The following is a 26454-nucleotide window of genomic DNA, read 5'->3' on the forward strand; positions in this document are numbered from 1 at the left end:
TCCCACATCCACCCGGAAGTTACGGTTCCGACACCTAACGCCCGTCGACGCCCGCCTCGGCGACCTTCTTCAGCAGCAGCGCCTCGGCCAGGCAGACCCGGGCGAACTCCCCGAGGTGCAGGCTCTCGTTCGGGCCGTGCGCCCGGGCCTGCGGGTCCTCCACGCCGGTCACCAGGATCGCCGCGCGCGGGAACATCTCCTGGAAGGTGGCGATGAACGGGATCGAACCGCCGATGCCGAGGTCCACCGGGTCGGTGCCGTCCCAGGCGGTCCGGAACGCCGAGCGGGCCGCGTCGAACATCGGCCCGGACGCGTCGATGACGCACGGCGCGCCGTCGTGCTCGAAGGTGACGCTCACCCGCGCGCCCCACGGGGCGTGCTTCTCCAGGTGGGCGCGCAGGGCCGCGTACGCCCGCTTCGGGTCGTCGCCCGGCGCCAGCCGTACGCTCAGCTTGGCCTTGGCCGCCGGCACCAGGGCGTTCGGCGCCTCGGCGGTGGACGGGGCGTCGATGCCGAGCACCGCGAGGGCCGGCTTGGTCCAGAGCCGCTCGGTGATCCGTCCGGTGCCGATGAGGCTGACGCCCTCGGCCAGCCCCGCCTCGGCGCGGAACCGGTCCTCCGGGTAGTCGACGCTCGCGCCCTCCCGGGCGACCAGCCCGTCGACGGCCACGTCCCCGGCCTCGGTGTGCAGGGTGGCCAGCAGCCGCGCCAGGGCGGTCAGCGCGTCCGGCACGGGGCCGCCGTAGACGCCGCTGTGCACGGCGTGGTCGAGGGTGCGCACCTCCACGAAGCAGTTGACGATGCCGCGCAGGGACGTGGTCAGCGCCGGTACGCCGATGTCCCAGTTGGTGGAGTCGGCGATCACGATGACGTCCGAGGCGATCTCGTCGCGGTGCTCGGCGAGCAGCCGCTCCAACGAGTCGGAGCCGTACTCCTCCTCGCCCTCGACGAAGAGCACCACGCCGACCGGCAGCGCGTCACCGTACGCGCGCAGCGCCGCCACGTGCGCCATGATGCCGGCCTTGTCGTCGGCGGCGCCCCGGCCGTAGAGCCGGCCGTCGCGCTCCACCGGCTCGAACGGGTCCGACTCCCACAGCGTCAGGTCGCCGACCGGCTGCACGTCGTGGTGGGCGTAGAGCAGCACCGTCGGCGCCCCGGGCGGGGCCGCCTTCCGCCCGATCACGGCCGGCTGGCCGCCGGAGCGCACGATCTTGACGTCGAGGCCGCAGCCGCGCACCAGCTCGGCCACCGCCTCGGCGGAACGCTCCACGTGCGAGTGGTCGAAGCCCTCGAACGCGATGCCGGGAATGCGGACGAGGCGTTCCAGGTCGGCGCGGACGCCGGGCAGCTCCCGCTCGACGGCGGCCCGGACCTCGGACTCGGACATGAGGGGTGTGGTCATGACCGGCATCGTATGCCGGCCTTACCGACCGCCCCATCCCGCCCGAGGTCGGAGTGACGGTTCGGTCCCGGCCGGCCCGACCGCTCAGCGGCGGCGCACGTAGTAGCGGTCGGCGTCGTGCGGCAGGCCCGGGGCGCCGTCGACCACCAGGTCCGCGCGCGCCTCGGTGCCGTCGGCGGCGAAGTGCAACCGCTCCCCGAGGTGCCAGCGACGCAGCTCCGGCAGGATCTCCGGGCCGTCGCGCTCGATCGCCCGGGCCAGCCGCAGCGGCGCCGGGGCGGTGACGAAGACGGCCAGGGTCAGGTCCGCGGTGGCGGCGGCCCGCGCCGCGCTCACCCCCTCGACGAGGAGCACGGGCGCGACCGGGACCGGCACCGGGCGCGGCAGGAAGGCCCGCCGGACCCAGCTGAACCGGCGGTACGCCCCCGGCCGACCGGCGCGCAGTGGCCCGAGCACCCACTCCTCCAGCCGGGGCCAGAAGGTGAGCTGGTCGTCCCAGCCGTCGAGCAGGTCGTCGGTGTGCACCACCGGCGGCGGGCTGCCGCCGGGCAGGGCGGCGAGGGCGTCCGCGAGCCGCGCCGCGAACGCGCTCTTGCCCGCGCCGCTCGGCCCGTCCACCGCCACCAGCCGGGTCCGCCCCAACCGCGCCGGCCCGGCGAGCACCCGCCGGGCCAGCCGGTCGTACGCCTCGACCACCGCCACCGCCACGTGCCCGACGGTAACCAGGCCGGTCCCCCCGCCACAGAGCGGGCCTGCGGTGGCGGGAGGCTCCAGCGTCGGCGGATCGCGCGGGACGCTCCGATCGGGGGTCGCCCGAACGAGCGTTCGTCGGGTGCGGCGGGGCGTTCGGCGGGCGGACTCCGCGACGGGGCGGGATGATCTGCTGGTGTCCCACAGCGTGATGAGTCCGGGCGTCGACGCCCTCCTGGAACAGGCCCGCGCCGGGGTACGCCGGCTGACCCCGCACCAGACCGTCGAGGCGGTCCGTACCGGGGCGTTACTGATCGACACCCGCACCGACACGCAGCGGCAGGAGCAGGGCGACCTGCCCGGCGCCATCGTGATCGACCGGACGGTGCTGGAGTGGCGGCTCGACCCGGCCAGCGCGTGGCGGATCCCGGAGGCCACGGCGTACGACCAGCGGATCGTGGTGGTGTGCCGCCAGGGCTACAGCTCCAGCCTCGCGGTCGCGAGCCTGCGGGCGCTCGGGCTGCACCTCGCGACCGACATGATCGGCGGCGTGCAGGCCTGGCGCGAGGCGGGGCTGCCCATGTCCGACCGCCCCGCCGACATCCGCCCCTGACCGAGGGCCTGCGCGCCACCGTTCCGTCCATGGTTCGGTTGGGGCGGGTCGCGGGTGTCAGGGGAGCTTCGGGGCTCCGGGTGGGATGAAGGGGACGCCGGCGGGCGGGCCGGACTCGACGAGGCGCCAGAGGGCGTCGGTGTCGAGGTGCTCCTCGACCAGGTCGCCGAGCAGGTCCAGGGAGCGCTCGCGGGCGGCGGCGAAGGCGGTGTCGGGTGCCACCGTGAAGCCTCTCCGGCTGGCGAGCCGGGCCACCTCGGTCAGGAACCGGCGGCGGAACCCGTCGGACTCGAAGGCACCGTGCCAGTGGGTGCCGTGCACGGCGCCGACCACGGCCCCCTCGCCGCTGCCGTCCGCGCAGGTCAGCAGCGGGGTCAGGGCCGGGTCGGCGTGTGAGACGTACCCGTGGTGGATCTCGTAGCCGTGGACCGGGACCTCCCCGCCGACGGTGCCGGTCGACTGCCGGACGGTCTTGCGCGGGTCGAAGGTGACCTCGATCGGCAGCAGGCCCAGCCCCGGTACGCTGCCCTGCCGGCTCTCCACCGGGTCGTGGATCGCCCGGGCCAGCATCTGGAAGCCGCCGCAGATGCCGAGCAGCGGCTTGCCGGCCGCCGCGTGCGCCAGGACGGCGTCGGCCAGGCCGGTCTGCCGCAGCCAGGCCAGGTCGGCCACGGTCGACTTCGAGCCGGGCAGCACGACGAGGTCGGCGGCGGCCAGTTCGGCCGGCTCGACGGTCAGCCGGACCCGCACGCCCGGCTCGGTGGCGAGCGCCTCGACGTCGGTGGCGTTGCTGATCCGGGGCAGCCGGACCACGGCCACGTCCAGCCAGTCGGTGCCGCGCGGGGCCGCCGGTCGGCCGAGCACCCGGCCGTACGCGAGCGAGTCCTCCGCGTCGAGCCAGAGGTCGAGCGCCCAGGGCAGCACCCCGTACGTCGGCCGGCCGGTGACCTGGCGCAGCATGTCCAGCCCCGGCCGGAGGAGCCCGAGGTCGCCCCGGAACTTGTTGATCACGAAGCCGGCGATCAGCGCCTGGTCGGCCGGGTCCAGCAGGGCGAGGGTGCCGAACATCGAGGCGAAGACCCCGCCCCGGTCGATGTCGCCGATCACGATCGTGGGCAGGCCGGCCTGCCGTGCCAGGCCCATGTTCACGTAGTCGCCGGCCCGCAGGTTGATCTCCGCGGGGCTGCCGGCGCCCTCGCAGATCACCACGTCGTACGCGGACCGCAGCTCGGCGAGCGCCGCGTACGCGGTCTCGGCGAGCCGGGGACGCAGCTCGCGGAAGTTGCCCGCGGTGACCGTGTCGACGGCCTCGCCGAGCAGCACCACCTGACTGGCCAGGTCGCTGCCGGGCTTGAGCAGCACCGGGTTGAACCGCAGGTCGGGGGCGAGACCGCAGGCGGCGGCCTGCATCGCCTGCGCCCGCCCGATCTCGCCGCCCCGGCCGTCCGGGCCGACGACGACGGCGGAGTTGTTGGACATGTTCTGCGCCTTGAACGGCGCCACCTTCACGCCCCGGCGGTGCAGCCAGCGGCAGATGCCGGCGGTGAGCACGCTCTTGCCGGCGTCGGAGGTGGTGCCGGCGACCAGCAGGCCACCGCTCACCGGCGCCCCTCCCGCCCGGCGGCGACGCTCCGCTGCGCGACCTGGCGGCCGACGGCGCCCACCAGCCGGCCGAGGGTCAGCGGGTACGTGGCGGCCAGCCCGAGCGCGGCCAGCCCGACCGCACCCGAGATCCGGGCGGCCCGCTTGAGGTGCCGCGCCTCCGGTCGGGGGCCGTCGCCGAGGAACGGGCGCACCTCGGAGCGCCCGAAGTAGACGTTGCGCCCGCCCAGCCGTACGCCGAGGGCGCCGGCCATCGCCGCCTCGCACTGCCCGGCGTTCGGGCTGGGGTGGTCGTTGCGGTCCCGGCGCCACACGCGCCACGCCCGCTCCCGGTCGCCGTGCGCGGTCGGCGCGACCGCGACGGTGAGCAGGCCGGTCAGCCGCGCGGGCACCAGATTGAGCAGGTCGTCGAGGCGGGCGGCGGGGGTGCCGAACCGGGCGTACCGCGGCGAGCGGTGGCCCACCATCGCGTCGAGGGTGTTGGCCGCGCGGTACCCGAGCAGGCCGGGCAGCCCCGCGACGGCACCCCACAGCAGCGGAGCGACGACCGCGTCCGAGGTGTTCTCGGCGAGCGACTCCACGGTGGCGCGGGCCAGCTCGGGCTCGTCGAGCGCGGACGGGTCCCGGCCGCAGAGGTGGCCGAGCCGCTGCCGGGCCGCCGGGAGGTCCCCGGCGCGCAGCGCACGCCCCATGACGGTGGCCTCGTGCCGCAGCGTACGCCCGCCCAGCACCGTCCAGGTGCCGGCGGCGACCAGGACGGCGCGGGCCACCGGCCGGCGCCGGGTGGCGACCGTGGCCGCCACGCCGAGCAGCACCGGCGCGCCGACCGCCAGCGCGGTGAACGCCGTTCCGGCAAGCCGGTCCGGGCGGTACGTCCGCCGCTCCAGCGCCCCGGCGGCGCGACCGAAGCCGGCCACGGGGTGGTACCGGCGGGGGTCTCCGAGGAGCGCGTCGAGGGCGTACCCCGCGACCAGTCCCGCCGCGGTCGCCACCGGCGTCGCCTGTCGCACCCGTCACCACCTCCGGCCGGCCAGCCTAGCCGAGCACCCGGCCGCCCTCCGGCACGTCCGCGACCCGTGCCGCCGGCGGGGTGACCCGCGCGTCGCCGGGCGGCACGCGGGGTGACGCCGTGCTGCCGACGCCATCCCGCCCCCGTTCGTGCCGCCCGCGACCGGTGCTCACGCGGGCTGCGGCACCCGCCCCCGGCCCCGGCGGCCCCGGCCGGCCGGCGCGACGCCCGCCTCGGCCTCCTCGGACGACGGGCCCGACTCCCCCACGGCCACGTCGCCCCGACCACCCCGGGCATCCGGGGCGTCCTCCGGCGGGTCGGTCACCGGCGCCGGGCCGTCGGCCTCCGGCTCCGGCCCGTCGGGCTCCCCGCCGTGGGGGCCGTCCGCCGGGTCGTCGAAGGGGTCGAGCGAGCCGTCGACGGCGGAGTCGGCCGGCAGGCCGCGGCCGGCGGGGTACGTGCCGAAGTCGGGCTCGAAGTCGTCGTCGAGCGGACGGCGGTCCGGCAGGACCGGGGCCTCCTCGTCGGGCACCGGCTCGGTCGCCTCGCCGTGCACCCGGTGCTCGGCCTCGGTGTCCTCGACGGTGCTGGTCGTCATCGTCGGCCGGTTGCGCTGGAACCGACCACGGCCCCGCGACAGGTCGTGGCCGACGGCGACCGCCTCCAGCTCGTAGAGCGAGCGGTGGTTGCCGGCGTCGTCCGTCCAGTCGCGGGTGTAGAGCCGGCCGCAGACCACCACCGGGTCGCCGACCATCACCGAGGCGGCCACCCCCTCGGCGAGCTTGCGCCAGCAGTTGACCCGGACGCGCAGGCTGTTGCCGTCGACCCAGCGCCCGCTGTCGCGGTCGAGCCGGCGGGCGGTCGAGGCGACCTTGAAGTTGGCCACCAGGGTGTTGCTCTGGGTGGTGCGCCGCCACTCCGGCGCGGTCAGCACGTTGCCCACGATCGTGACGTAGGTGTCGAACATCGTCCCTCCAGGGGGAGATCGGGCTTGCCATCGCGAGTCGACTCGGTGCCGAGCCTGGGCCCTCGGCGCGGGCGCCGCCAGCACCCCGCCCCGGCCTGTGGACGACCGGACTGCCTGTGGACAAAGACCTGATCAAGGTCCCGGTGTGCTAAGGCCGGGCGACCCTGGGGAGCCCGCCCGACCGGCTCGATGATCGGGAGGCGGGGCCACGTTTCCGGCACCGCCACGGGCGGGGCGACATGTCACGTTCCGGACGGAGCCCGGCGGGGTATGGATTCGATCAACCGCACCGCCGACAGCACGACGAACGAGAGGTCAGCGATCATGAAGATGACCAGCACCGCAGCCGCCATCGTCTCCGGCGAGGTGCGGCGATGAGCGCCGTCGCCAACCCGGCCACCGTGGCGGAGTGCCTGCGGGTCGGCGCGGGGTTCTCCCAGGGCGACCGGAACTGGATCGCGGAGCAGTTCGCCACGCTCGACTCCCGGCTGGCCGGGTTCCACGCCGACGCCACCGAGCTGGAGGTGTCGGTCAAGGACCGGGAGGCCAGGGGCCAGAAGGTCACCCTGGAGTGCTGGATCGCCGGTCGCCAGAAGATCGTCACCACCTCCGCCGAGGAGGACCTGCACGCCGCGCTCAACGACGTCCGGGACGACCTGCGGCGGCGGCTCAACGACTCGAAGACGAAGCAGGAGCCGCGGCACAACAAGCACCTGCGCGACGTGCCCCCGCCGGTCGCCGAGGTCGAGCCCGACACCGACCCGGCCCGCGCCGAGGCCGAGACCGTCTGACGCGTACGCCGAGGCCCCGTCCGCCGGGTGCGGGCGGGCGGGGCCGGGCGGCACCCGGGGCTACCGTCCGGTAGCTTCCCGGCGTACCGTCGCGGTCGTGGAACCGGACGTGCTGGGCCCGCCGTACGAGCGGCAGACGATCGACCTGGGCACCGACGACGAGGGACCGGTGGTCGCCACCCTGGTCCGTCGCCGGGCCGACCGCCCGACGGGGCGGGCCGTGCTCTACGTGCACGGCTTCACCGACTACTTCTTCCAGGGCCACCTCGGTGACTTCTTCGCCGAGCGGGGCTGGGACTTCTACGCCCTCGACCTGCGCAAGTACGGACGCAGCCTGCGGCCCCACCAGACGCCGAACTTCTGCCGCGACCTCAGCGACTACTTCCCCGAGCTGGACGCCGCCGCGCGCATCATCCGCGAGGACGACGGGCACGACACGCTGCTCGCGATGGGCCACTCCACCGGCGGGCTGGTCCTGCCGCTGTGGGCGCACGCCCGCCGCGACGCCGGGATCATCGACGGGCTCTTCCTGAACAGCCCCTTCTTCGACATCAACGCCCCCTGGCTGGTGCGCCGACCGCTCGCCGCCGCCGTGAGCCGGCTGGGCCGCCGGGCGCCCCGCCGGGTGCTGCCGTTCGGGCTGGGCACGGTCTACAGCGAGAGCATCCACGCGGAGCACCACGGCGAGTGGAACTACGACCTGACCTGGAAGCCGCTGGCCGGGTTCCCCGTCCGGGCCGGCTGGCTGAACGCCATCCGCAGCGCCCAGCGGCAGCTCCGCGCCGGCCTGGACATCCAGGTGCCGGTGCTGCTCGCCTGCTCGACCCGCTCGTTCAGGGGAAAGAAGTGGCACGAGTCGGCGGCCCTCGCCGACGCCGTCCTGGACGTCGAGCACATGGTCCGCTGGGCGCCCCGCCTCGGCCGGCACGTCACCGTGGCGCGCTTCGACGGCGGGATGCACGACCTCACGCTCTCCGGCACCGCCGTACGGGAGAAGGTCTTCCAGGAGGTCGGACGCTGGGCCGACGCGTTCTTCGACGCCGGGCCGACGGTCCGCACCGGGGAGCGCCCACCGGCGAGCCGGCTGCCGGCGGACGACGCCGACCCGGCTGGTGCCCCCACGCAGGGCCGCTGAGCACAGGTCGCCCACCCGCCGCGCGTCGCCGGCCTCACGCCGCGTCGACGGCCGCCCGGATGCGGTCGAAGGTGGCGAGCGGGTGGCCGCCGTCGCGGGCCGGCAGCACCAGGCCCAGGCAGCACAGCCCCACCTCGCCGTCGCCGCCGCCGGCCTGCACGCCGAACACCGGCGCCCCCACGTAGCCGGTCGGCAGCTCCGCCATGAGCCGGACGGCGCCGCCCACGCGCGCCACCCGCTCGATCGCCACCTCCATCGGCCGGACGCCGCCCGCGCCGACGCCGTGGGCGAGCACCACGGCGGAACCCGGCTCCACGCCGATCCGGGCGATCGCGTCCCGATCGGCCGCGATCGGATCCGGCACCTGCTGGGTACGCCACCGCCAGCCCTCCCCGGCGGCGTACTCGTGCAGGCCGCCGGTAGGCAGGACGGCGACGCCGACGTCCTCGTGGTGCCGCCACCCGTCGGCGAGGTCGGGCAGGGCCACGGCATCGGCGGCCACCCCGGCCGGCTCGGTCACGCTCGCCCGCAGCCCGATCTCACCCGCCCCGGACCGGGTGAGCGCATCGGCGGTCAGCAGGTACTCGCGCCCCTGCCCGGTGAAGAGGAACGCGGTGCCCTCGCCCCGGTCGCCGTCCTCCGCCCCGGCGTCGGTCCGGCGGATGGGCAGGATCGCGCGGCCGAGGAGTTGGCACAACTCGTACGCGACGTCGTTCTCGGTCTCCGGGTCAAGCAGCACCAGCCGAGGGTACGACCCGACCGTCCCGGGCCGCGCGGGCGCCGGAACAGGGGTGACCGGCACCGGAGTCGCATGCGACCCTCTTGTGCGACGTGAGACGCGACCACCCGTTCCACCGGTCACCCGGTGGACGGCGGTACCCTTCTCGCGCGACACGCACGCGCGCGCCCGTAGCTCAGCGGATAGAGCAGGGGACTTCTAATCCCAAGGCCGCAGGTTCGAATCCTGCCGGGCGCACCTCACACAGCAGGCTTGACCTGCTGCTTCTTGCCCTTCTTGCGATCTTTCTTAGCATCATCCTTCGATGGATCGGCCCCATGTGAGCCCGAGGTGAGCCCGGAGGTGCCCTTAGTGGCCCGACGAGGAACAAGCCGGGCCGTAGCCTCGGCTGCCTCCATAGCAAGCTCCGGCAGGACAGACGTGTACGTGTCCGCCGTCAACGAGTAGGAGGCGTGCCCAAGCAGCGCCTGGACCACCTTCTTGTCGGCACCGGCCATGAGTGCCATCGTGGCTGCTCCGTGCCGCAGGTCGTGCAGGCGAATCGGCGGAAGATCGACGCGTCTCACCAGCCGTTCGAAGTAGTCGGACAGCCACGTCGGTTCCACCCATTGCCCATCGGGCCGGGTGAAGAGTCGGCCGCTGTCGACCCACAACGAGCCGGCCTCCTCCCGAACTTTCCGCTGTCGCTTGATGTGTCGCTTGATGACAGCGACGGTGTCAGCGTCGAGGGCGATGATCCGGTTTCCCGCTTCACTCTTGGGCTCGTTCTCCTCGATTTCTCCGCTGATGTCCACGAGTTGGGTAGCTACCGTCAGCGATCGCCCCTTCAGATCCAGGTCTTCGGGCCTCAGTCCGCACGCCTCGCCCCGGCGCAGCCCTCGGTAGGCGATCAGGTGGAAGAGGGCGTACAGATCATCGCCAGCGATCGCGTCGAGGAAGGCTCCGGTTTGGAGGGGCGTCCACACCATGACCGGCGATGGCCGTTCCCCAGTAACTTTCCACTGCTCAACTCGCTCTTCGGTCCAAACGCGGGCCTTGGGCCGCCGCACCGGATCGAGTTCTACGTGCGCGGCCGGGTTGAATGAGATCAACTCTTGCGCGATCGCATCATTGAGGGCAGCGCGTAGCGTTGCACGGATGTGCCGGCGGGTGGTCGGTCCGACCGGGCGACGGAAAGGCGGCATCTCGGCGATGGCAGCACGAGCGATGCGGCGGCGCTCCCGCCCCTTGAGCGTCTTCAGTTCCTCGATTGCCGCCCGCCGCAGGGCGTTAGCCTCCCCAATCTCGATGTTCCGTTCAACGATCGCGTCGAACATCTGGGTTAGGTGTGGCACGCGCAGCCTGTCAAGGCGGATGGCGCCGAGGTGCGGGCTGAGGTGGAGCCGGATATCTCTTTTGTAGCGGGCGATCGTGCTGTTACGGATCTTCCGGCCAGCAATCCAGGTGTCGAGCCATTCACCGACGGTTACTTGAGTCGCCAGGGAGTGGCCACGTCGGAACTTCCGGCGAACCTCCTCCAGGTCTGGAAACGGCTCGCGCTTGGCCGCCACCTGCTCTAGCAGGTCCCCGATTCGCTGGCGACCGTCGACGTCATCGCTGTCAGGCACGGCCAGGAGCGAGCGAAGGGTGTCCAGGTCCGCCTGCGCCTCGGATGCTGACGAGTAGCCGGAGCGGCGGAACGTACGGCGTTCGTCGCTGGCACTGGGCGGGAGCTCCTGCCGCACACCCCAGGTGCCGTGTCGGCGCTGGCTGAGCTTCGGGCACGATTGCCCGTACTGTTTGCCAGTCTGGGTGTTTCGGCAGGCGCACCGACGAAATACTGATCCTCGCAAAATTACTCCTTAAGTGCGACGAGGAGAAACGGCACCTAATACGGTACCGTTTCTCCCGGTCATTGGCGAAAGGGTAGTTGTGCGATGACGCCAGGTAGCTGAGAAGGCTTATATCCTGCCGTCGATTCCCGGCGAATAGAACTGTGACCATCCAATTCTCACCAAGCCGCCCAGCAGCGAAGTTGAGACGCTCACGCGAATGCATCCCGACGTCAACGCTGCCAACACCGTTGACTCCTGGCGCATGGCGCACCGCCCAGTCGGTGCGCCACGCATCGGGCAGTCACCCTCAAAGGCCAGCATCTATTCCGAGCAACTCAAGGATTGCCGGAACCGGCACGACATACCTTCGCCCCACCCGGAGCACCCTCACAGGAAATTGTCCACTTTTTGCGAGGGTGTACGCCCTGCTACGACCAATTCCCAAGATCGCTCCGGCCGTCTCGACATCCGTCGTAAGACCAAGAGCGCGGACGGCTTCGGCAGTCCAAGGACCACCAGTCGCGGCTGTCATCGCACACCCCCACCCCGCCCCGTCAGCACACTTCCTGGGATGTGAAGTGCACTTGATGAGCGTTCTAGCGAGTTAAACACACACAAGGCAGCAACGTCAACAATAATTCCGGGCTTGTGGCTACAGGTAGCTACAGTTGAGGCCCTTCATGAAGAACATGTGATCCCAACCAGCCCCTCCAACCCGGTTCTGCTGATTCCCTGGTGGCCAAATGCTGCAATGAGGGTCACTCGCAAACGAGCGACGCAGGCACCCACGGCTCGCCATCGACCGACTGCGCGCCGACCTTGTCGCAATAAGGGTCGCCCACTGTGGGAGCGACGCAGGACGACCACGGGAACAGTGCGTTCGGGCCGCCGCGCGGGTCACAATGGGCGTCGCCCGCGGACGAACGACGCAACGCGATGGCGACACGCTCCAGCCGCCAGTAGCCCCAGTCGCAATGAGGGTCGCCCGCAGACAAGCGACGCGAGTCAACCTTACTGAAACCCTCCCTGATGCCTACTGGATGTCGCAATGAGGGTCGCCCGTGGACGAACGCGCAAGCCCAACATCTGCTCGGTGCAGTCCGACTCGGCTCCATCGTCGCAATGGGGGTCGCCCGCTGACGAGCGACGCAGGGCCATCGGTCGGAGCCGTCAGGCCGTCATGCGCATAGAGTCGCAATAAGGGTCGCCCGCTGACGAGCGACGCAAGACCACGGGCGAGCTTCAGATCGCGAAGCCCAACCTGCCGTCGCAATTAGGGTCGCCCGCAGACGAGCGACGCAAGGCCGATCGCGCGCTTCTGTGCTCGACCGGCACGGAGGCGTCGCAATGAGGGCCGCCCGCAGACGAGCGACGCAAGGCCGGGTTCGCCGTCGCGTACGGCGTCGACGTGCCGAGCGTCGCAATGAGGGTCGCCCGCAGACGGGCGACGCAAGGCCAGGCGACTACGTGACCGCCAGCCTGGTCACGGGGTCGCAATGAGGGTCGCCCGCAGACGAGCGACGCAAGCCCCGCGAGGCGTGGACGACCGGCCCGCCGCCACTTCCGTCGCAATGAGGGTCGCCCGCAGACGAGCGACGCAAGCGTGCAGTCGGCGAACCCGCCCGGCGACGTCGTGCCGTCGCAATGAGGGTCACCCGCAGACGAGCGACGCAAGGCGGGCAGTCTATACGCGCAGTGGACGAAAGTCCATAGGTCGCAATGAGGGTCGCCCGCAGACGAGCGACGCAAGGCCGCAGCTCGTGCGGCGGGACGCGACCCTCGAAGGTGTCGCAATGAGGGTCGCCCGCAGACGAGCGACGCAAGTACGGCCACGCCTCAGCGACGAACGACTGCCAGGGCGAGTCGCAATGAGGGTCGCCCGCAGACGAGCGACGCAAGTCGGGCATCTTGATGGGGGTGCCCTGGGTGAACGCCGAGTCGCAATGAGGGTCGCCCGCAGACGAGCGACGCAAGCCAGGCTTGGGCAGGTACGCCACGGTGGCGTGCCCGGTGTCGCAATGAGGGTCGCCCGCAGACGAGCGACGCAAGGTGAGGACGCCCTGGGCATCGGCGACGACGCCCGGATGTCGCAATGAGGGCCGCCCGCAGACGAGCGACGCAAGTCGTGCATCTCTGAGCTTCCATCGGCGTACCGCAGGCGTCGCAATGAGGGTCGCCCGCAGACGAGCGACGCAAGCAACAACACCGCCGGCGTCACCCAGCAGTGGACCGTGTCGCAATGAGGGTCGCCCGCAGACGAGCGACGCAAGGGCAATCTAGCTGCGCGTACTCACGGAGCGCTCAGACTAACACTCGCCATCATGTCCGAGTTGAGCCTTTTGGTTGAGTTTCATGGTTCGGAACCTAGCGCTTGAGACCTCCGCACTGAGGGTTCGGAGCAGGGGCGACAAGTAGGGCAAACTTCTTTAGTTATCAATTTACGTCGCATATTGCTGCGTGATGGTGTGGACCGTAGTCGTGAGGTGGTTCAGCGGTGCGTGACGGCGCGGATCTGGGCCGGCGCGAGGACTCCGGCTGACTTACGGCCTTCGATGGGTTGGCGTTTGGCTGCGGCGACGGTGAAGACACCGAGCGGGGGCCAGAAGCTTGGGTTGATGGTGATGTCGTTGGTGGGGCTGGTTTGTGGGTGGAGTTCGGGGTGTTCCAGTAGGGCTGTTATCGCGTGAGGGTCGAGTGGTTGTCGCCATAGTGGCCAGGTCATGATGGGTTGCCGCTGGCGGGGTAGGTGGTGCCAGAGTGTGGCTTGGGTCAGGTTGTTGGTGCCGGTGAGTCGCAGCAGGGGTAGGGCCATGATGGCGAGCCAGGTGGCTCCGGGTATGCCGGCTTCGGTCGATTGGCCGCTGGGGTGGTCGGCGGCGCTGCGGAGTACTCGGTGGTCGAGGTATTCGCCGGTGTAGCCGTCCACGCGTCGCCAGTTGGTCAGTGCTTGCTGGATGAGCTGGGTCGGGGCTTTTCGGATTTCTTGTAGTGGCTTGGTGAAGAAGGATCGCAGGCTTTGCTGTCCGGCTGGTGCGGTGTAGGGGGTGAGTGTCGCTCTGCCCTTTGCGTCGGCGGTCAGGTCTGTTATCAGTGTGGCTATCCACCGGCGTAGCCCCGGCTCAGTGTGTGTGCTGGTGAGGTCACCTACGAGGGCGGGGAGCCGGTCGCGGGGCATACGCATCGGGTCGGGTGTGGTGCCGACCTTGGCGAGGGGGAAGCTTGCGGGTATGCCGGGGATCACCGCGTCGGGTGGGATCGTGTCGATGATTGCGACCAGCGCGTCTACGACGGCTTCTGTGGTGGCGAGAGGGCTGTGTAGTAGGGCGTGGGCGGTGGTCTCGTCGTAGGACAGTCGTACGTCGAGGTTGGCTTCGTCGTGCAGGAGTCGTACGACGCCGAGTGCGGCGAGGAAGCCGAGGATGTCGCGTCCGTCGAGTGCCGGTAGTTCGACTGTATGGGTCATTCGTGGGTTTCCTCGTCTCGTGCGGAGCACCAGATGTCGGCGAGTCGCACGATGGTTTCGAGTAGGGCGAGTCCCCAGCGGCCGTAGGTGTGGTTGAGGTGGTGGAAGCGGGCTGGTGATTGCCAGTCGACGGTGTCCTCGGTGGTGAGGGTTGGTAGGCCGGGCACGGTGACCTTGACTGGGTCTGGGTCGAGGACTGGTGGGAGCAGGCAGCGGCTGCGTCCGTGGTGACTGGCGATGAGGTGCAGCACGAGCGCGGTGTCGACGTCTTGGGGTTGGGCGGTGAGGTGGAGCGCGGCGATCCTGGCGGACAGGGCCTCGTGTCTCATCTTTGGCGGGTATTTGGCGGCGTCGCGGGCTCGGCGTGCTTCGGTCTTGTTGGCGGGGTCGATGCCGGACTTGGCCAGGGGTTCGGGTGCCAGTTCGGCGGCGGCTCGTCGGCCGGCGAAGAGCATGGTCTGGAAGCGGATGTCTCGTTTGCCTTCGTCGTGCCACCGTCCTGCGGCCCGGACGCTGGCGATGAGCTGTAGGTTGAGGCCGAGGTTGTGGGCCATGTGTGCGGCGCGTGCGGCTACCGCTTTCTGGTGTGGGTCGAGGCCGATGCGTTTGCCGGGGTAGGCGGTGCTGGAGCTGCCGGTCTCCGATTCGTCGTCGGCCTGCCGTGGGCGTGCCGCGGACAGCAGGATGGGGAACTCGGGTGTCCAGACGGCGCCGGTCAGGGGGTCGATCTGGCGGGTGGGTGTCACTGTCAGCGGTAGGCGTCGCCGCTGGCGGGTCGGTTGGCTGGGCTGGCCGAGCAGTGTCTCTACGACCTGCCCGAGTGGGTTGCCGCTGGTTAGGGCGGCGAGGAGTGTCTTCAGGCGGTCCTGGTAGACGTGTGGCTGGTCGGCCTCGGGGTCGTGGCGTACGACGTGCAGCAGGGCGTTGATGGCGTCTTGCAGTTCACGGTCGGCGCCGGACGTGGTGGGCTGGTCGAGCGCGGTGCCCGTGGTGGGAGTCGCGGCGACGAGGTAGGCGGCGAGGTGTCGTAGATGGGGTCCGATCCGCAGGCTCGGGCCGCGTTTGCGTGCGGCCAGGTCCGCGACGTCGACGGCGGGAGCGTCGCTGTCGGGGTGCCAGCCGTAGCGGTCGCAGCCGCCGTACTCGACCGGTACGACGATGGTGTCGCCGGGTTGGATGCGGTGCGCCGGGATGATTTCGGGTTCGCCGTGGCGGCGGTAGCGCAGGACCTGTGGGCGCCCGCGGTTGTCGCAGGAGCGGGGTGCCCGCTCGCGCCCGTGGTGGTCGAGTGGTGTCGAGGGCGGGTCGTCTGCGGCGGGTTCGGGGATGTCGATGTCGGCGACGGGTTCCGGGTCGTCGTAATGCAGCAGCCAGCGGCGTACCTCTCGCCCCGGAACGTCGATGGTTTCGGTGCTGGCGATCGGGGCGAAGTCGGTGACGACTGCCCATCGTTCGGGTGCGTCCAGTGGTAGGCCGGTCCGCCAGGCGATGGTGACCGGTGGTACTTCGTCGGTGATGCCGTGCAGGTAGGGGGCGATCGGCGGGTCGGGGTGCGGGGTGGGTGAGGTGCGGGTCCACGCGTCGAGCGTCGGTGGTAGGAGCACGGGTACGTGTACGGGGCGCGCGATGCTCGCCTCGGCTGGTGCGGTGGCAGCCAGGGCACGCAGGGCGGCGGGTGAACCTGGTAGTCCGTTCGCCGCCGCGTCGAGGTTTTTGAGCGTGCCGGCGGGCGCGTGGTCGGTCAGCCACCGCCAGGTGGCCAGTCTTGCCTGTCCGTAGACGGGGTCCTCGTCGGTGGTGCTGCTGTCGTGCACGACCCAGGCGGGGGTCGCGGTGTCGCGGAGCCCCAGTCGGTTGAGCCGTCCGAGGCGTTGGATCAGTGCCGGCAGCGATGCTGACTCGGTGACCAGTGCGTCTAAGTCGATGTTCGCACCGACTTCGATGGTCTGGGTCGCGACAATGACGAAGGGGCGGCGGTCGTCGTAGTTGCGGCCGACGCGGATCCGGTCGTAGTAGCTGGCGAGGAGCAGTTCCCGGTCGATTGCCCGGCTGCGGCCGGTCAGCAGGATTGCTTCGACCTGGCCGTTGAGGAGTTCGAAGACGGCGCGGGCTCGGGAGACGGTGTTGACCACCACCGCCACGACGCCGTCTGGAGTCAGGCGCAGCGTCAGGTCGGCCAACGCCCGCGGCACGTCGGCGCTGGCCTTCTTGGGGTTGGTCGGCACCTCGACCAGGCGCAGGCGTTTCGGGGCGGCGAGCCGGCCGCCGGCGACGGGGTGGTTGCGGTCGCGGTCGGTGATGCTGTGGACGATGAGCTGGCGGCCGGTGTCGTCGGGTGTGGTCGCGGACATGGTGACCAGGGCCGGTTTCATCCCTAGCGGCCACGCGTCGAGGTCGAGTGCGGCGGTGACGGTGGCACGGAACGCCTCCGCGAGGTGGGCCTCGTCGACCACGATGAGGCTGTCGGTTCCGACGAGGGCCGCGTCGATGCTGCGGCCGTACTCGGTGACGCCGTAGCCGCGGAAGAGCAGGCGACTGCCGACCTGGTCGACGGTGCCGGTGACGATCGCGTACCGGTCGGGGCGCTCCAGCCAGATCCGGTCCCAGGTGACCCCGCCGCGCATCCGGGTCACCGTGAGGACGTCGCCGTCCTGGTCGCTCTCGGCTCGCAGCGCCCGTGCCACGCTCGCGCAGATCGGGGTGGTGGCTGTCTGCAAGGCTCGGCGGAGCCTGACGGCGTGTTCGTGTGCTTCGTCGACGACGAGACGCCGGTCGACCACGAAGAACGTGCGGCGTTTCGCCAGGTCCGGTCGCAGGGCGGCGACGAAGACGGACACGTCGAGCACGGACGTCTTACCCAGTCCTGTGGGCACGTCGATGACGTCGGGCCAGCGTCCCTCAGCGAGGATGCGGTCCAGCAGTGCCTGCTGCCACGGGAACGGCTGACGGGAGCGGCTGCCAGGCGTCGGATCCCCGTGGACTTCGTTGACGAAGCTCGCGAAGTCGTCGGGTGTGAGCGTGTGGTCAGCGGCTGCCACGGGGCACCTCCGGGACGAACATGCCGCAACCGAGGTAGCGCAACGCGCCCGCCAGCACCGGCCCGCGCACAGGGACAGGGAACTCCACCCGGCAGTGCACGAAGGGCCGGATGGGACGGTTCGCTGGAATGCTGCCCCGCCGGGGTGCCCGCACCGCGCCCTGCACCAGCGGGGCTTCCAGCACGGTCGCCGACTCCGGACGCGGATAGCCGGCCCTGACGAACACGTCGGCGAGCATCCCCGACGGGTCACGGCGCCCGGGATAGCGGTCCAGCATCACCGGCGACACCGACACCCAGCATCGGGTGCCGTCGGCCTGACCGGTCCAGCGGTCAGGCCGCAGCCCCCACGTCGGCGGCGGCTCCGCCGGGTCACCCAACCGCACGATGCCGTCGGGGCCACCGCGCAGGACCCGGATCGGGTCCTCACCGTCCGAGCCGAGCAGGCCACGCAGCACGGCGAGACGATCGTGGCGTGCCATCTCGGGCAACGCGACCGCTACCCCGAGCAGGCGTCCGTCAGCGTGCCGGTGACCGACGTCCAACAGCGGCAGGTAGGCCAAATGCGGCAGGTCGTCGGCGCCGTGTCCGCTCGCCTGTGGCGGCACCGGGTCGGCGATCCGGTCGATCACCGCACGGCGCAGGATGTCGGTGACCGTCAGCAGCCGGTCCCCGCGCACCGGCACGCCGCCGCGCTGCGCGGGCCAGATCAGTAGCTCCTGGTAGGGGCCGGTCGCCGCTTGCGCCTCCGGTGTCGGCGGCGTCGTATTGGCGCCGCACGTGTACTCGATCGACTGGGCCACCTCCCAGGACCGCTGCCCCTCGGCGTACGCGGCGCGGAGTTGATCCGTGTAGCCCGGGTACGGCACCCGCAGCGACACGGCCCCCGGTGTGCCGAGGCGCGTCGGCCGATAGGTCACCCACGACTCCCGCGCGGCAACCACCTCGTCGAGGACGGCGACCTCGGCAGACGAGGTGGACCGGCCGAAGTACGGCACCCGGCGGGCGAGCTTGGCCAGCCGCCACAGAACCCCGTCGTCGGCCTGGGCATCCGGCCACACGTAGGCAACGTGCTCGTCGCTCGGCAGCGCCCCGACGCGGGCGCTGGCCCGGTTGGTCCGTCCCGGCCAGGTGGTGCTGCCGGACTTCGCCTCGGTCGCGTTCGTCACCACGTACCCGCTGCGTACTGACGTATCGACCAGGTTGGGCGGCACCGCCAACACCAGCGGTGGGCCGGCCGTCTCCAACCAGCGCAACGCTGCATCGTCAGCGGCGTACGCGCGGGCGTCCGCCACGGCGTCGTGCTCAGCTGAGGCAACCAGTGCGCAGAACAGTCGCGCCGGGTGCGGCGGCCACTCCACCCTGGCCGCGTCCTCCGCGGCGTCATAGCGGCCCTCACGCAGCCGCACGGTGATGCTCAGTGCCACCCGGCTACTCCCCATCCCTCACCGACGACGTGATCGCGAAGCGGATCGCGTCAGCGAGCTGCCGCGTCGGCGCGATCGGCACCACGTCGCCCTCCATGGCCACGCCCGCCGCCGCAGCCCGGTCGCGCAACGTCACGAAAGCGGCTATCGCCTCGGCCGCGCTCACCTCGACCGGCTCCCGCTCACCGCCGTCACGCTCGAAGAAGACCGTCTCGTTCATCCGAGTCAGGTCACACCCGGAACGCAGCCACAGCGACGGCCGACCGAACGTCAACCGGTCCCCTGCCAGCGCCAACGCGGCCAACGTCGCCCGCGCCAACGTCGCCGCCTCCGCCGAGGCGTCACCGAACCGCAGCCGCTCCAGCCCGGCCAAGGAGATCCAACCCGTCCGGCGGACTTCACGCACCGACACCCCACCGTGGGCTGGGTTCGGGGCGATGTGCCCATGACCGATCTCGCTCAGCTTGCCGCCCTTGGCCTTCGTTCCCTCCGGCAGGAAACGCCAGTCACTCTCGGCTTTGCCCTTGTCGTCGATGGCGCCGGTCAGGTTCGTCGGGTCGTACCGGCCAGCCCGCCGGTCCCCCTGCACATACTCGACGCCGAACATCGACGACGTGTAGATCCGGGCGAACTTCGGCCACCGACCCTTACGGTGCGAGTCCCACGCGCCGAACAGCAACGAGTACGGCTCCCGCCGATACAACGGCCGCACGTCTCCGGCAGTCGCCGAACGCAACGCCTTCCCGATCTCACTGCGGTCGAAGCGAACCCCAGCGACCTCGCTGTCGCGCAGGTACGCGTCCGCGTAACGGTGCGGAAAGTTCAGCGACGTCAGCCGCACACCCTCGTCCTTCATCACCATCTCGAACAACGGCAGATCAACCCGACCACCATCCCGGGCGGTCAGCAGCGCCTCTTCGACCCGGTTCGCCTGCGACGGAACCTGGTCCACCACCACCGTGTCCTGCTGCTCCCCATCGACAAGGCGCCTCTCGAACAGGTACGGCCTCGGCAGCCGCCCTTCACGCTGGGCAGCCCGCACCTCATGATCAGGAATAGGAAACGTCGGCGGCATGATCTTCCCGCCCTGCCCACCCACCGGCTGATACACCCCGCTGAACGCGATCCCCGCATCGCGCCGGTCCTCGCCGACCGCCGCTACAAGGCGATCAACAAAACCATTCATGTCTTCTCCTGTCTCCGGAACGACAAGGCAACCATCTACCGGACGGGTATGACACCGCCGATTCGGGGATCCCGGTGGCTGGGCGGCCCTGGCAGGATTCCGCCATGCTCGTCACTCTGACCCCTGGCGTCGACCGTGATCGCGTCGTGGAACTTCTCCGCTCCGCCGCCGTGATGATTGGCAACAATCACGGCCAGCAGGACGCCTAGGTGTGGTGGGTGCTGGACGTCGGCCGAATGCTGCGCGGTCAGATCGCTCGCTCCGACCTGGACAAGCTGCTGTTCACGCCCGGCTTCTACCGGCTCATCGATCCGGTGCTCATGGGGACGCCGCAGGGTCGTCAACTTCTCGAAGCTGAGATGTCTGAACGCCAAGCCGTTCTCACCTCGGCCTTCGAGACCCTCCAAGAGCAAATCCACACGTGGAGCGCCGCTGCCCGCAAGGAGTTGGCGGTGGTGGACAGCAGCGTGTTCCTGTCCCATCCCGCGTGGACCCAGGACGACGACCCCACCGCGGTTATCGCGAGCATCCCGTGCGCCGAGGAACTCGGCGTCGGCTTCGAGGATGTCCTGATCGTGCTTCCCGAGGTGGTGATTCGGGAGTTCGACCGGCTCAAGGAATCAGGGAACCAGAAAACCCGCTATCGCGCCTCGGTGACGCTAGCCGTCGTCGACAAGCTGCTGGTCAACCCGTACGCCACGGTACCGATCCGGGCCAAGGACAGCGATTGGGATGCAGTGGCCGCGCGCGGAGAGATACCGCGCGGCGCAGTCGAGCTGCGGGTGTTCTACGACGACCCTGCCCACCAACCGCACCCGGACCCGGACGTAGAGATCATCGACCGAGCTGCGGCAGTAGAGACCCTTGCCGGCAAGAAGGTCCAGCTCGTCACCATGGATACAGGGATGGGGCTCAACGCGCGCCGGGCTGGGCTGCAAGTAAAGAAACCTGCAAGGGAAATCGAAACACCGCCGGCCGAGGGCCAGTCGACCCGGGCACGTCGTCGGGCGGCGGTGGAAGCCGCAGGACAGACATCGCGATGACCAGCCGGACGAAATGCGTTCACGGGCAGTATTGTCAGTCGATCGAGATGCCGCCGGACATCAGCTTCTCGCTGTCTTCGACGGCCTCGCTTCTTGCGACCCGGGTAGAGGGCTGCGTTGCTTGTTTGGATAGGTGACCGTTGCCTGTGTGGCGCCAGTCTGGGCCTGCGGGATCGTCAGACGCCTGGTTCGAGTTCCGACTCGGTGCGGTAACAGCGGTTGTCCGGCTCACTGGGTGCGGGTGGGGCGGTGTGGCGAGCAACCGAGCGATCATGAGCGTCCCGTCGCCATGGTCGTTCTGGCCAACTGTCTGCCACAGCGCGCCGCTCAGATCGCGCACCAAGTCATCGTTGCTGGTTGCGGGACGCCAGCGGGGGACGGTGCGGTAGACCAACGAGCCGGCGGGACGGTGAAGGATGGCGTCTGCTCGGACGAACAGGTTGCAGTGCCGTACGGCGGCGCGCAGTCCTCGGTGCAGGGTCGCGGCCATGAGCCGCATCTCGCTGACGAGCCGTTCTGGGTTTCTCGCCTGCCGGCGGGCATCTTCCTGAGCGGTGATGACCAGCATCGAGCGGGCCCACCGCAGCGCTTCGCTGATTTCGGCGGCGGCGTTCTGGGCGGGGCCGCTTGCGGGGGTGGCTTGTAGGTCGGCAGCGGCGATTGCAGCTTGTCGCCAGCCGCCGATCATGTCGGGTTTTCCTCTCGCGGTGAGGATATGCACGGCTAGGCCCAGTTGGGTACCGGTTTGCAGGTGCACGCCGGTGACTTGGGCGGGGTGGAGCCAGAGCCACATCCGGGCGGCCCGGATTGCGGTAATCGCCGTTTCGACGGTGTCGACCGTCGGCGCTGGGTGTAGGGGCGACCGGGCGGTATCAAGGTCGCGCAGGCCGGGCTCGAACTTCGCGGTTGCTACGAGCTGCGCGGCGGCGAGGCCCAGTCGGCTGTTGCTCGTCCATTCGGCTGCCTCCGCAGCCGACCGGTATGTGTGCGCCAAGGGCCCGCCCCGGTTTAGCCAGGGCGGAAGCCGGCTATCGAGTCGGACGGCCTCGATAGTAAGCCGTGCAACATCCGCGAGTGTTCCTTGGACACCGCCTCCGGCGCGGATCGCCCTCCCCTCGGGCGTCCCAGGGCGCCGCTTGAACGGGACGTGCCCGGCGATGATGTCGCCGATGATGCCAAGAGCATCAGCAGCACGGCGAAGAGACCGCGCCGGGCCGGCAGTGATAGCGGGTGCCGGCGGAAGATGTTCGTCCTTCCTTGCGGCGGCGCGCAGGCCGACGTAGAGGCGGGTCAGGTTCTGCCCGCGCCGCCCGAGGATCAGCGTTGCAGTCGCTTTGTTGGCTTCCTCCGTTACTGGCCGACCCCCGACCAGTAGTTCGGTGATCCTGGCCATCTGGTGATACACGTCCGCTCGGGCATGCACCAAGGCGTTGATCTCGCCAGCGTCAGAGGCGCGGCGACCAGTCACCGCCGAAGTTGCGGCCCGCAGCGCCCGCTGCGCCTCCTCAAGCCAGAAGCCGACCGTCATGCCAGGGCTGCGACCGCACGGCGCAGTTTCTGGGCGGCGGCATCGTGGTCGAGTCGCTCAGACAGCGTGCGGTCGGCGTCGAGGGCTCGCTGATCGTGGTAACGCGCGAGTTGAGCGACGAGCTCCCTCACGGCGTTTCTGATGTGAGTGTTGGCGGCAGTGGGGACGGTTGTGTCAACGACGACGTCGTAGTGGGTATAGAACCTGCTCCGTACGTCGAGGACCTCCAGACCGAACCGGTCCCACGCGGTGTCCTCGCCGGCTTGGTGTTTCCATGCCGCGACAGCCAGGTAGATGGCACCGGAGGCGGCAAGGTCGTCGTTGCCAGCGGCGAGTCGCGCGGTCAGTGCGCCGATTGCCTTCACGAATTCCATATGCGTAGCATCTGTGATCGTCCGCATCCCCGTCCACCCCATCCTATTGCACAGAATTTCCATGATCGTCCATGTGGCAGCCAGCGGCGAAGGCCGACGACGATTTTGATGACGCGAGCTCACTTCGTCGCGGTAGCCCCGCTCCGGATCCCCGTTTCTGCCCCCGCACTCCACGGGCTGGCTCGGCTCGTTTCCGCGTGGTTCGACACCGTCTCTCCCAACAGCAGATCGATGAGGTCAGCGACCGGCACCAGGTAGCGGCGTCCGAACTTCAGAATTCGCACTGGAAACTCGTTCATCTTAGCCAACTCGTAAGCTTTTGTTCGACCGATACCGAGGGCGGCTCCGGCCGTCACGACATTGGTAACAACGCCAAGAGACTGGACGCGTTCCACAGTTGCCGCTTACCAGAGCCGTGATATCGCTCTAATCCGCCAGATCGTCCTAGGATTGATCGAGATCCTACATGGTGCCCTCTTCGCGGCCGCTCGCTTTGCTGCTGTGTGAAAATACTGGCTGGTCGCGACCGTGTAACAGGTAGGGGGTTCCGGGTGTGTCACCAGTGCCCGGCTGATCAGTGCCGAGCATTCGGATCGCAAGGCTGTAATGGGTGCGGCGCCACTGATGGACGGCGGCAGCGAAGTGTCGTAGTCCATCAGCAAGGACAGGCATCTCAGCGAGCACGTGATGGTCGGCGCGAATGATGTCGAGGGCGTTGTCGACGCTCAGTTGTCCGTCGATAAGGCGGGCGCGAACATCGGGTACGGACAGGTACGCAGCCGAATCGAGACGCTGATGGCTGGGTGCCCGGCACAGCGATTCGACCAGTTTGTAGGCGCGGGACTGGATCGCGCTGGCGCCGTCAGTGTGGGTGCGGAAGGTGTGAAAGGCCCTCGGTTGCATGGTCGCCAGCAGGGACCACAGTGGTGCGGTCTCACGCAAGAGTGTGGCGGCGAGGGTGAGCCGGGTGCCGGCTGCGGGCAGGCGCGCTTCGGCTACGGCGGTGGTGACTGCGGTGAGGTCGACGGCCAAGAGCCCGAAGGTCAGCTCGAACGTTTGTAGGACCCGGATGAACAGGTATTCGTCGTGCACGGTCGAGACGGGCAGCATTGTCGTGCGCATTGTCAGCCGTTCGTCGCTGCTGCGGTCGATGGAAGTCATGGCGATCAGTCGTCGGGCGAGCGTCACCGGGTCGCCGACGGCGTGAAGGTCGAAGCTGAGGCGGCGCAGGGCCGGGGCTGCGGAGCGAGTGGCGTGTCGGAGGCGTTTGCGCACCAGTAGGGGGTCGGGGCGCAGCTGTGGCAGCGGTGCCTTCGTGGTGTCGAGGGCGTGTATCTCGAAGGCGATGAGGTCGGATAGGAGCAGGAGGTGGAGGCGGTCGCGGCGGGCTAGCAGCCGGTCTGCTCGTTCGGTGTCCCGTTCCGGGTCAGGTATCGGCAGCAGGGGCAGGGCGAGGTAGCTGCGGTAGTCGTACCGGTCGTCGGCTTTGTCGAGGGCGATGTTTAGGAAGGTACTCAGTTGACGGTGCGGCCCAGAGACCTGCGGCACACGTTCGCGGGCAGCTTGCAGCAGCGTGGTCCACGTCTCGGGCACACATTGCTTGCCGTGGTGCTGGTAGGCGTCCACGACGCAGTCGTACGGGAAGCGACGTGTGGTGGGTCGTCGCTGGGCTAGCCATCGCTGTAGGGGCGCTAGGTTCATCGGGCTGCTCCTCGGCGGGTACGGCTGCGGCAGCGGTAGGAGGCGACTGCCTCGGATATGGCGTCGAGGTCGTCGGTGGTGGTGTAGGCGTGCGCGGCCAGGCGCAGCACGCCGGAGCGGGGCGCGGCGATAACGCCGCGGTGTCCGAGCCAGGCCGCCATGGCCTCCGCGTGTGGCTCGACGAGCGCCAAGTGCGCGCCTTGCGTGTCGACGTCGGCGGCCAAGCGGACAATCTCGCCTTGGGTGGCCAGGCGTGTCGCCAGTCCGAAGACCATGCGTTGGGTGTGGCGGCGCACCTGCCGCAGGTCGAGGCTGTGCACCATGGACAGGCCGGCTACGGCGGCGTAGACGGCGGCGACGGCGGGTGTGCCGGTCTCGTAGCGGCGGGCGTGTGGTGGGAAATCCAGGACGGTGGCTTGGTAAGCGTGGGGGTTGGCGCGGCCGAGCCAGCCGGTGAGGGTTGGTCGTGGTCCGTCGGGGTTGCGGACGTAGAGGAAGGCCAGCCCGGGGAGCCCGAGCAGGTATTTGCCGGTGCCGGTGACGAGGTAGTCGCAGTGCAGGGCGTTGACGTCGAGGGGCATCACGCCGGCGGCCTGGTAGGCGTCGACGAACACGGCGGCGCCGGCGGCGTGGGCGGCGTCGGCGATACGGGCCACGTCGAGGCGCCGGGAGTCTCGGTAGGTGACGGCGGGCACCGAAACCAGGGCGGTGCGCGGGGTGATGTGCGACAGGTAGTCGCCGGTGCGGACCGTCGCGAGGGTGCCGCACCACCGAACTCGCGCGCCGGGTTGGGCCAGCCAGGTGTGGGCGATTCCGGGGAACTCGGCGTGGCTGGTCAGGATGTCGCTGCGTCGGCGCCAGCGACGGCCGGCTGCCGCCTGGTGGGCGGCGACGCTGGCGTTGGGCAGGACAGCGATCTGCTCGACGTCGGCGCCGATGAGCCGCGCGAACAAGATGCGGGCTTCGGTGACCTGCTGTTCGCATGCCTGCCAGAAGCCTGGGCGGGACAGGTCATCGAGCATCCGCGCGATGGCCTCGTCGACGTCGACGGTGCGTGGCGCGATGCTGCACGCCGCCACGTGAGCGCTGCCATAGGGCAGACGCAGCTTGGGCCGTAGCAGCGAGGGCAGGGTTTCGGTCGTGGCGGTCACGGCTGCACCTGCTCGGGGCAGACCGGCTGTGTGGCTTCTTGGGTGAGGACGGTGCGGGCGTCCCAGAGCGCCGGGAAGCGGCGGTGGGCGATGAGTTTGGTCAGGCTGTCGACCGGGGTGTGGCGGGTGCCGAGCACGCCGTGGCCGATGATGCGGGTGGCGACGGTGTAGTGCTCGGTGCGCCACAAGGCGATCCGCTCGTCCAGCCCCACGAGCGCTTCGGCGAGCCGGTACAGCGGGTCCGACGCCTCGCCCCGGTACACGTCGACGGCGGTGAGGTCCAGCGATGACAGCAGGCGGGCGAACGCGATGTCCAGCTCAGTGGTCGCTGAACGCAGAAGCGACCACCCGGGAGACTCGAAGCCGGAGCCGTTGCCCAGTGCAGTGCGGATGACGGCGAACCGGGCCGGCGGAAGAGACCGCAGCATGTGGAGCTGCTCGGTGATCAGGCGCAGCGCTTCCGCGGCGCGATGCAGCAGCAATTCGGCTGCGGACGGCCGGTCGGCGTCGAGGTGCGCCAGGGCCCGCAAGAGGTGGGAGCGGGTGAGTTTCAGCCACAGCTCGGTGCTCTGGTGCACGATCTGGAACAGCAGCTCGTCGGCGTGAACCCACTCCCCCGGCCCTCGTTGCAGGGACAGCAGGTCTTCGGTGCGCATGTAGCGGGCATAGTCGGTGTCACCGGTTCCCGGCAGCACAGCGGGCAGAGGGGACGTAGGCATGGAAGTCTCCAAGGGCGTTCGGGCAACTGCCCGGGTGGCGATTCGCGTCGGTCGAGGCGTGCT

General features: G+C 70.1%; 20 protein-coding genes, 1 tRNA gene, 1 pseudogene and 1 CRISPR repeat array. Of the genes and pseudogenes, 5 read left to right on the forward strand and 17 right to left on the reverse strand.

Translation table 11 applies throughout. The features are described from left to right. Nucleotides 1-34: 34 nt before the first annotated feature. Both ACN27A_RS14560 and ACN27A_RS14565 read right to left on the reverse strand, forming a co-directional pair. A complete protein-coding gene (locus ACN27A_RS14560; protein ID WP_421458470.1) occupies nucleotides 35-1387 on the reverse strand; it encodes a dipeptidase in 1353 nt (450 codons plus the stop codon). Beyond that, a pseudogene (locus tag ACN27A_RS14565) lies at nucleotides 1377-2110 on the reverse strand (hypothetical protein); the annotation flags it as partial. The pseudogene ACN27A_RS14565 and the gene ACN27A_RS14560, both read right to left, overlap by 11 nt. Nucleotides 2111-2303: 193 nt before the next feature. Here ACN27A_RS14565 and ACN27A_RS14570 point away from each other — a divergent pair. After that, on the forward strand, nucleotides 2304-2705 hold the full coding sequence (locus tag ACN27A_RS14570; protein ID WP_151456079.1) for a rhodanese-like domain-containing protein: 402 nt from the start codon (nucleotides 2304-2306) through the stop codon (nucleotides 2703-2705). A 57-nt stretch (nucleotides 2706-2762) separates the two neighbouring features. On the opposite strand, the gene ACN27A_RS14575 is transcribed toward ACN27A_RS14570, so the two are convergent. The 3 genes from ACN27A_RS14575 to ssb all read right to left on the reverse strand — a co-directional run bounded on the left by ACN27A_RS14575 (nucleotide 2763) and on the right by ssb (nucleotide 6283). After that, a complete protein-coding gene (locus ACN27A_RS14575; protein WP_421453544.1) occupies nucleotides 2763-4307 on the reverse strand; it encodes a cobyric acid synthase in 1545 nt (514 codons plus the stop codon). After that, the gene (locus ACN27A_RS14580; protein WP_421453547.1) at nucleotides 4304-5317 is read right to left on the reverse strand and encodes a cobalamin biosynthesis protein; all 1014 of its coding nucleotides are present in this window, start codon (nucleotides 5315-5317) and stop codon (nucleotides 4304-4306) included. Before ACN27A_RS14580 ends, ACN27A_RS14575 begins: the two co-directional genes overlap by 4 nt. A 168-nt stretch (nucleotides 5318-5485) precedes the next feature. Further along, nucleotides 5486-6283 (reverse strand): single-stranded DNA-binding protein, encoded by a 798-nt coding sequence (gene ssb, locus ACN27A_RS14585; protein WP_421453550.1) that lies wholly within the window; start codon nucleotides 6281-6283, stop codon nucleotides 5486-5488. 374 nt (nucleotides 6284-6657) lie between these two features. Between ssb and ACN27A_RS14590 the strand changes: the two genes are divergently transcribed. Beyond that, nucleotides 6658-7074: an HPF/RaiA family ribosome-associated protein gene (locus ACN27A_RS14590; RefSeq protein ID WP_132239353.1), complete on the forward strand. Its 417-nt coding sequence runs from the start codon at nucleotides 6658-6660 to the stop codon at nucleotides 7072-7074. A 97-nt stretch (nucleotides 7075-7171) separates the two neighbouring features. Next, nucleotides 7172-8209 carry an alpha/beta hydrolase gene (locus ACN27A_RS14595; RefSeq protein WP_421453553.1) on the forward strand — a complete coding sequence of 346 codons (1038 nt, stop codon included), beginning with the start codon at nucleotides 7172-7174 and terminating at the stop codon, nucleotides 8207-8209. A gap of 34 nt (nucleotides 8210-8243) precedes the next feature. Here ACN27A_RS14595 and ACN27A_RS14600 read toward each other — a convergent pair whose 3' ends face one another. After that, nucleotides 8244-8948, reverse strand: a complete 705-nt coding sequence (locus tag ACN27A_RS14600) for a hypothetical protein (RefSeq protein ID WP_421453556.1) — start codon at nucleotides 8946-8948, stop codon at nucleotides 8244-8246. Between the two features lie 164 nt (nucleotides 8949-9112). Here ACN27A_RS14600 and ACN27A_RS14605 point away from each other — a divergent pair. Beyond that, nucleotides 9113-9185, forward strand: a tRNA-Arg gene (locus ACN27A_RS14605). Between the two features lie 2 nt (nucleotides 9186-9187). On the opposite strand, the gene ACN27A_RS14610 is transcribed toward ACN27A_RS14605, so the two are convergent. The 5 genes from ACN27A_RS14610 to cas7g form a co-directional block, all read right to left on the reverse strand. Next, nucleotides 9188-10555 carry a tyrosine-type recombinase/integrase gene (locus ACN27A_RS14610; protein ID WP_421453558.1) on the reverse strand — a complete coding sequence of 456 codons (1368 nt, stop codon included), beginning with the start codon at nucleotides 10553-10555 and terminating at the stop codon, nucleotides 9188-9190. Between the two features lie 1323 nt (nucleotides 10556-11878). Beyond that, nucleotides 11879-13032: direct repeats of the CRISPR family, unit length 37 nt; unit sequence GTCGCAATGAGGGTCGCCCGCAGACGAGCGACGCAAG. A 218-nt stretch (nucleotides 13033-13250) separates the two neighbouring features. Beyond that, the gene (locus ACN27A_RS14615) at nucleotides 13251-14225 is read right to left on the reverse strand and encodes a type I-G CRISPR-associated protein, Cas3-extension family (protein WP_421453561.1); all 975 of its coding nucleotides are present in this window, start codon (nucleotides 14223-14225) and stop codon (nucleotides 13251-13253) included. After that, on the reverse strand, nucleotides 14222-17263 hold the full coding sequence (cas3g, locus tag ACN27A_RS14620; RefSeq protein WP_421453563.1) for a type I-G CRISPR-associated helicase/endonuclease Cas3g: 3042 nt from the start codon (nucleotides 17261-17263) through the stop codon (nucleotides 14222-14224). Before cas3g ends, ACN27A_RS14615 begins: the two co-directional genes overlap by 4 nt. Then, nucleotides 17250-18689, reverse strand: coding sequence for a type I-G CRISPR-associated protein Csb2 (gene csb2 / locus ACN27A_RS14625; RefSeq protein WP_421453565.1), 1440 nt, complete (start codon nucleotides 18687-18689; stop codon nucleotides 17250-17252). The genes cas3g and csb2 overlap by 14 nt, the downstream gene beginning before the upstream one ends. A 4-nt stretch (nucleotides 18690-18693) precedes the next feature. Beyond that, on the reverse strand, nucleotides 18694-19875 hold the full coding sequence (gene cas7g / locus ACN27A_RS14630) for a type I-G CRISPR-associated RAMP protein Csb1/Cas7g (protein ID WP_421453568.1): 1182 nt from the start codon (nucleotides 19873-19875) through the stop codon (nucleotides 18694-18696). Between the two features lie 218 nt (nucleotides 19876-20093). Here cas7g and ACN27A_RS14635 point away from each other — a divergent pair, with 218 nt between their 5' ends. After that, nucleotides 20094-20918: a PIN domain-containing protein gene (locus ACN27A_RS14635; RefSeq protein WP_421453571.1), complete on the forward strand. Its 825-nt coding sequence runs from the start codon at nucleotides 20094-20096 to the stop codon at nucleotides 20916-20918. Between the two features lie 34 nt (nucleotides 20919-20952). Here ACN27A_RS14635 and ACN27A_RS14640 read toward each other — a convergent pair whose 3' ends face one another. The 6 genes from ACN27A_RS14640 to ACN27A_RS14665 form a co-directional block, all read right to left on the reverse strand. Next, nucleotides 20953-22446 carry a hypothetical protein gene (locus tag ACN27A_RS14640; protein WP_421453573.1) on the reverse strand — a complete coding sequence of 498 codons (1494 nt, stop codon included), beginning with the start codon at nucleotides 22444-22446 and terminating at the stop codon, nucleotides 20953-20955. Further along, nucleotides 22443-22820 (reverse strand): hypothetical protein, encoded by a 378-nt coding sequence (locus tag ACN27A_RS14645; protein ID WP_421453576.1) that lies wholly within the window; start codon nucleotides 22818-22820, stop codon nucleotides 22443-22445. Before ACN27A_RS14645 ends, ACN27A_RS14640 begins: the two co-directional genes overlap by 4 nt. 119 nt (nucleotides 22821-22939) lie before the next feature. Further along, nucleotides 22940-23215 (reverse strand): hypothetical protein, encoded by a 276-nt coding sequence (locus tag ACN27A_RS14650; protein ID WP_421453579.1) that lies wholly within the window; start codon nucleotides 23213-23215, stop codon nucleotides 22940-22942. A gap of 67 nt (nucleotides 23216-23282) precedes the next feature. Then, nucleotides 23283-24446, reverse strand: coding sequence for a tryptophan 2,3-dioxygenase family protein (locus tag ACN27A_RS14655; RefSeq protein WP_421453580.1), 1164 nt, complete (start codon nucleotides 24444-24446; stop codon nucleotides 23283-23285). Between the two features lie 71 nt (nucleotides 24447-24517). Continuing rightward, a complete protein-coding gene (locus ACN27A_RS14660; RefSeq protein ID WP_421453583.1) occupies nucleotides 24518-25672 on the reverse strand; it encodes an aminotransferase class V-fold PLP-dependent enzyme in 1155 nt (384 codons plus the stop codon). Next, entirely contained in the window at nucleotides 25669-26391 is a 723-nt protein-coding gene (locus ACN27A_RS14665; RefSeq protein ID WP_421453585.1) for a tryptophan 2,3-dioxygenase family protein, read from the reverse strand. Before ACN27A_RS14665 ends, ACN27A_RS14660 begins: the two co-directional genes overlap by 4 nt. Between the last annotated feature and the right edge of the window lie 63 nt (nucleotides 26392-26454).

The sequence above is a fragment of the Micromonospora sp. WMMD737 genome (genome assembly GCF_049179055.1).
Classification (GTDB): domain Bacteria; phylum Actinomycetota; class Actinomycetes; order Mycobacteriales; family Micromonosporaceae; genus Micromonospora; species Micromonospora reichwaldensis.

What these genes read in the sequence shown, in the direction of transcription:
- ACN27A_RS14560 (WP_421458470.1), bottom strand. Translation starts at nt 1,387, where the DNA reads ATGTCCGAGTCCGAGGTCCGGGCCGCCGTCGAGCGGGAGCTGCCCGGC.
- ACN27A_RS14570 (WP_151456079.1), top strand. Translation starts at nt 2,304, where the DNA reads ATGAGTCCGGGCGTCGACGCCCTCCTGGAACAGGCCCGCGCCGGGGTA.
- ssb (WP_421453550.1), bottom strand. Translation starts at nt 6,283, where the DNA reads ATGTTCGACACCTACGTCACGATCGTGGGCAACGTGCTGACCGCGCCG.
- ACN27A_RS14590 (WP_132239353.1), top strand. Translation starts at nt 6,658, where the DNA reads ATGAGCGCCGTCGCCAACCCGGCCACCGTGGCGGAGTGCCTGCGGGTC.
- ACN27A_RS14615 (WP_421453561.1), bottom strand. Translation starts at nt 14,225, where the DNA reads ATGACCCATACAGTCGAACTACCGGCACTCGACGGACGCGACATCCTC.
- cas7g (WP_421453568.1), bottom strand. Translation starts at nt 19,875, where the DNA reads ATGAATGGTTTTGTTGATCGCCTTGTAGCGGCGGTCGGCGAGGACCGG.
- ACN27A_RS14640 (WP_421453573.1), bottom strand. Translation starts at nt 22,446, where the DNA reads ATGACGGTCGGCTTCTGGCTTGAGGAGGCGCAGCGGGCGCTGCGGGCC.
- ACN27A_RS14645 (WP_421453576.1), bottom strand. Translation starts at nt 22,820, where the DNA reads ATGGAATTCGTGAAGGCAATCGGCGCACTGACCGCGCGACTCGCCGCT.
- ACN27A_RS14665 (WP_421453585.1), bottom strand. Translation starts at nt 26,391, where the DNA reads ATGCCTACGTCCCCTCTGCCCGCTGTGCTGCCGGGAACCGGTGACACC.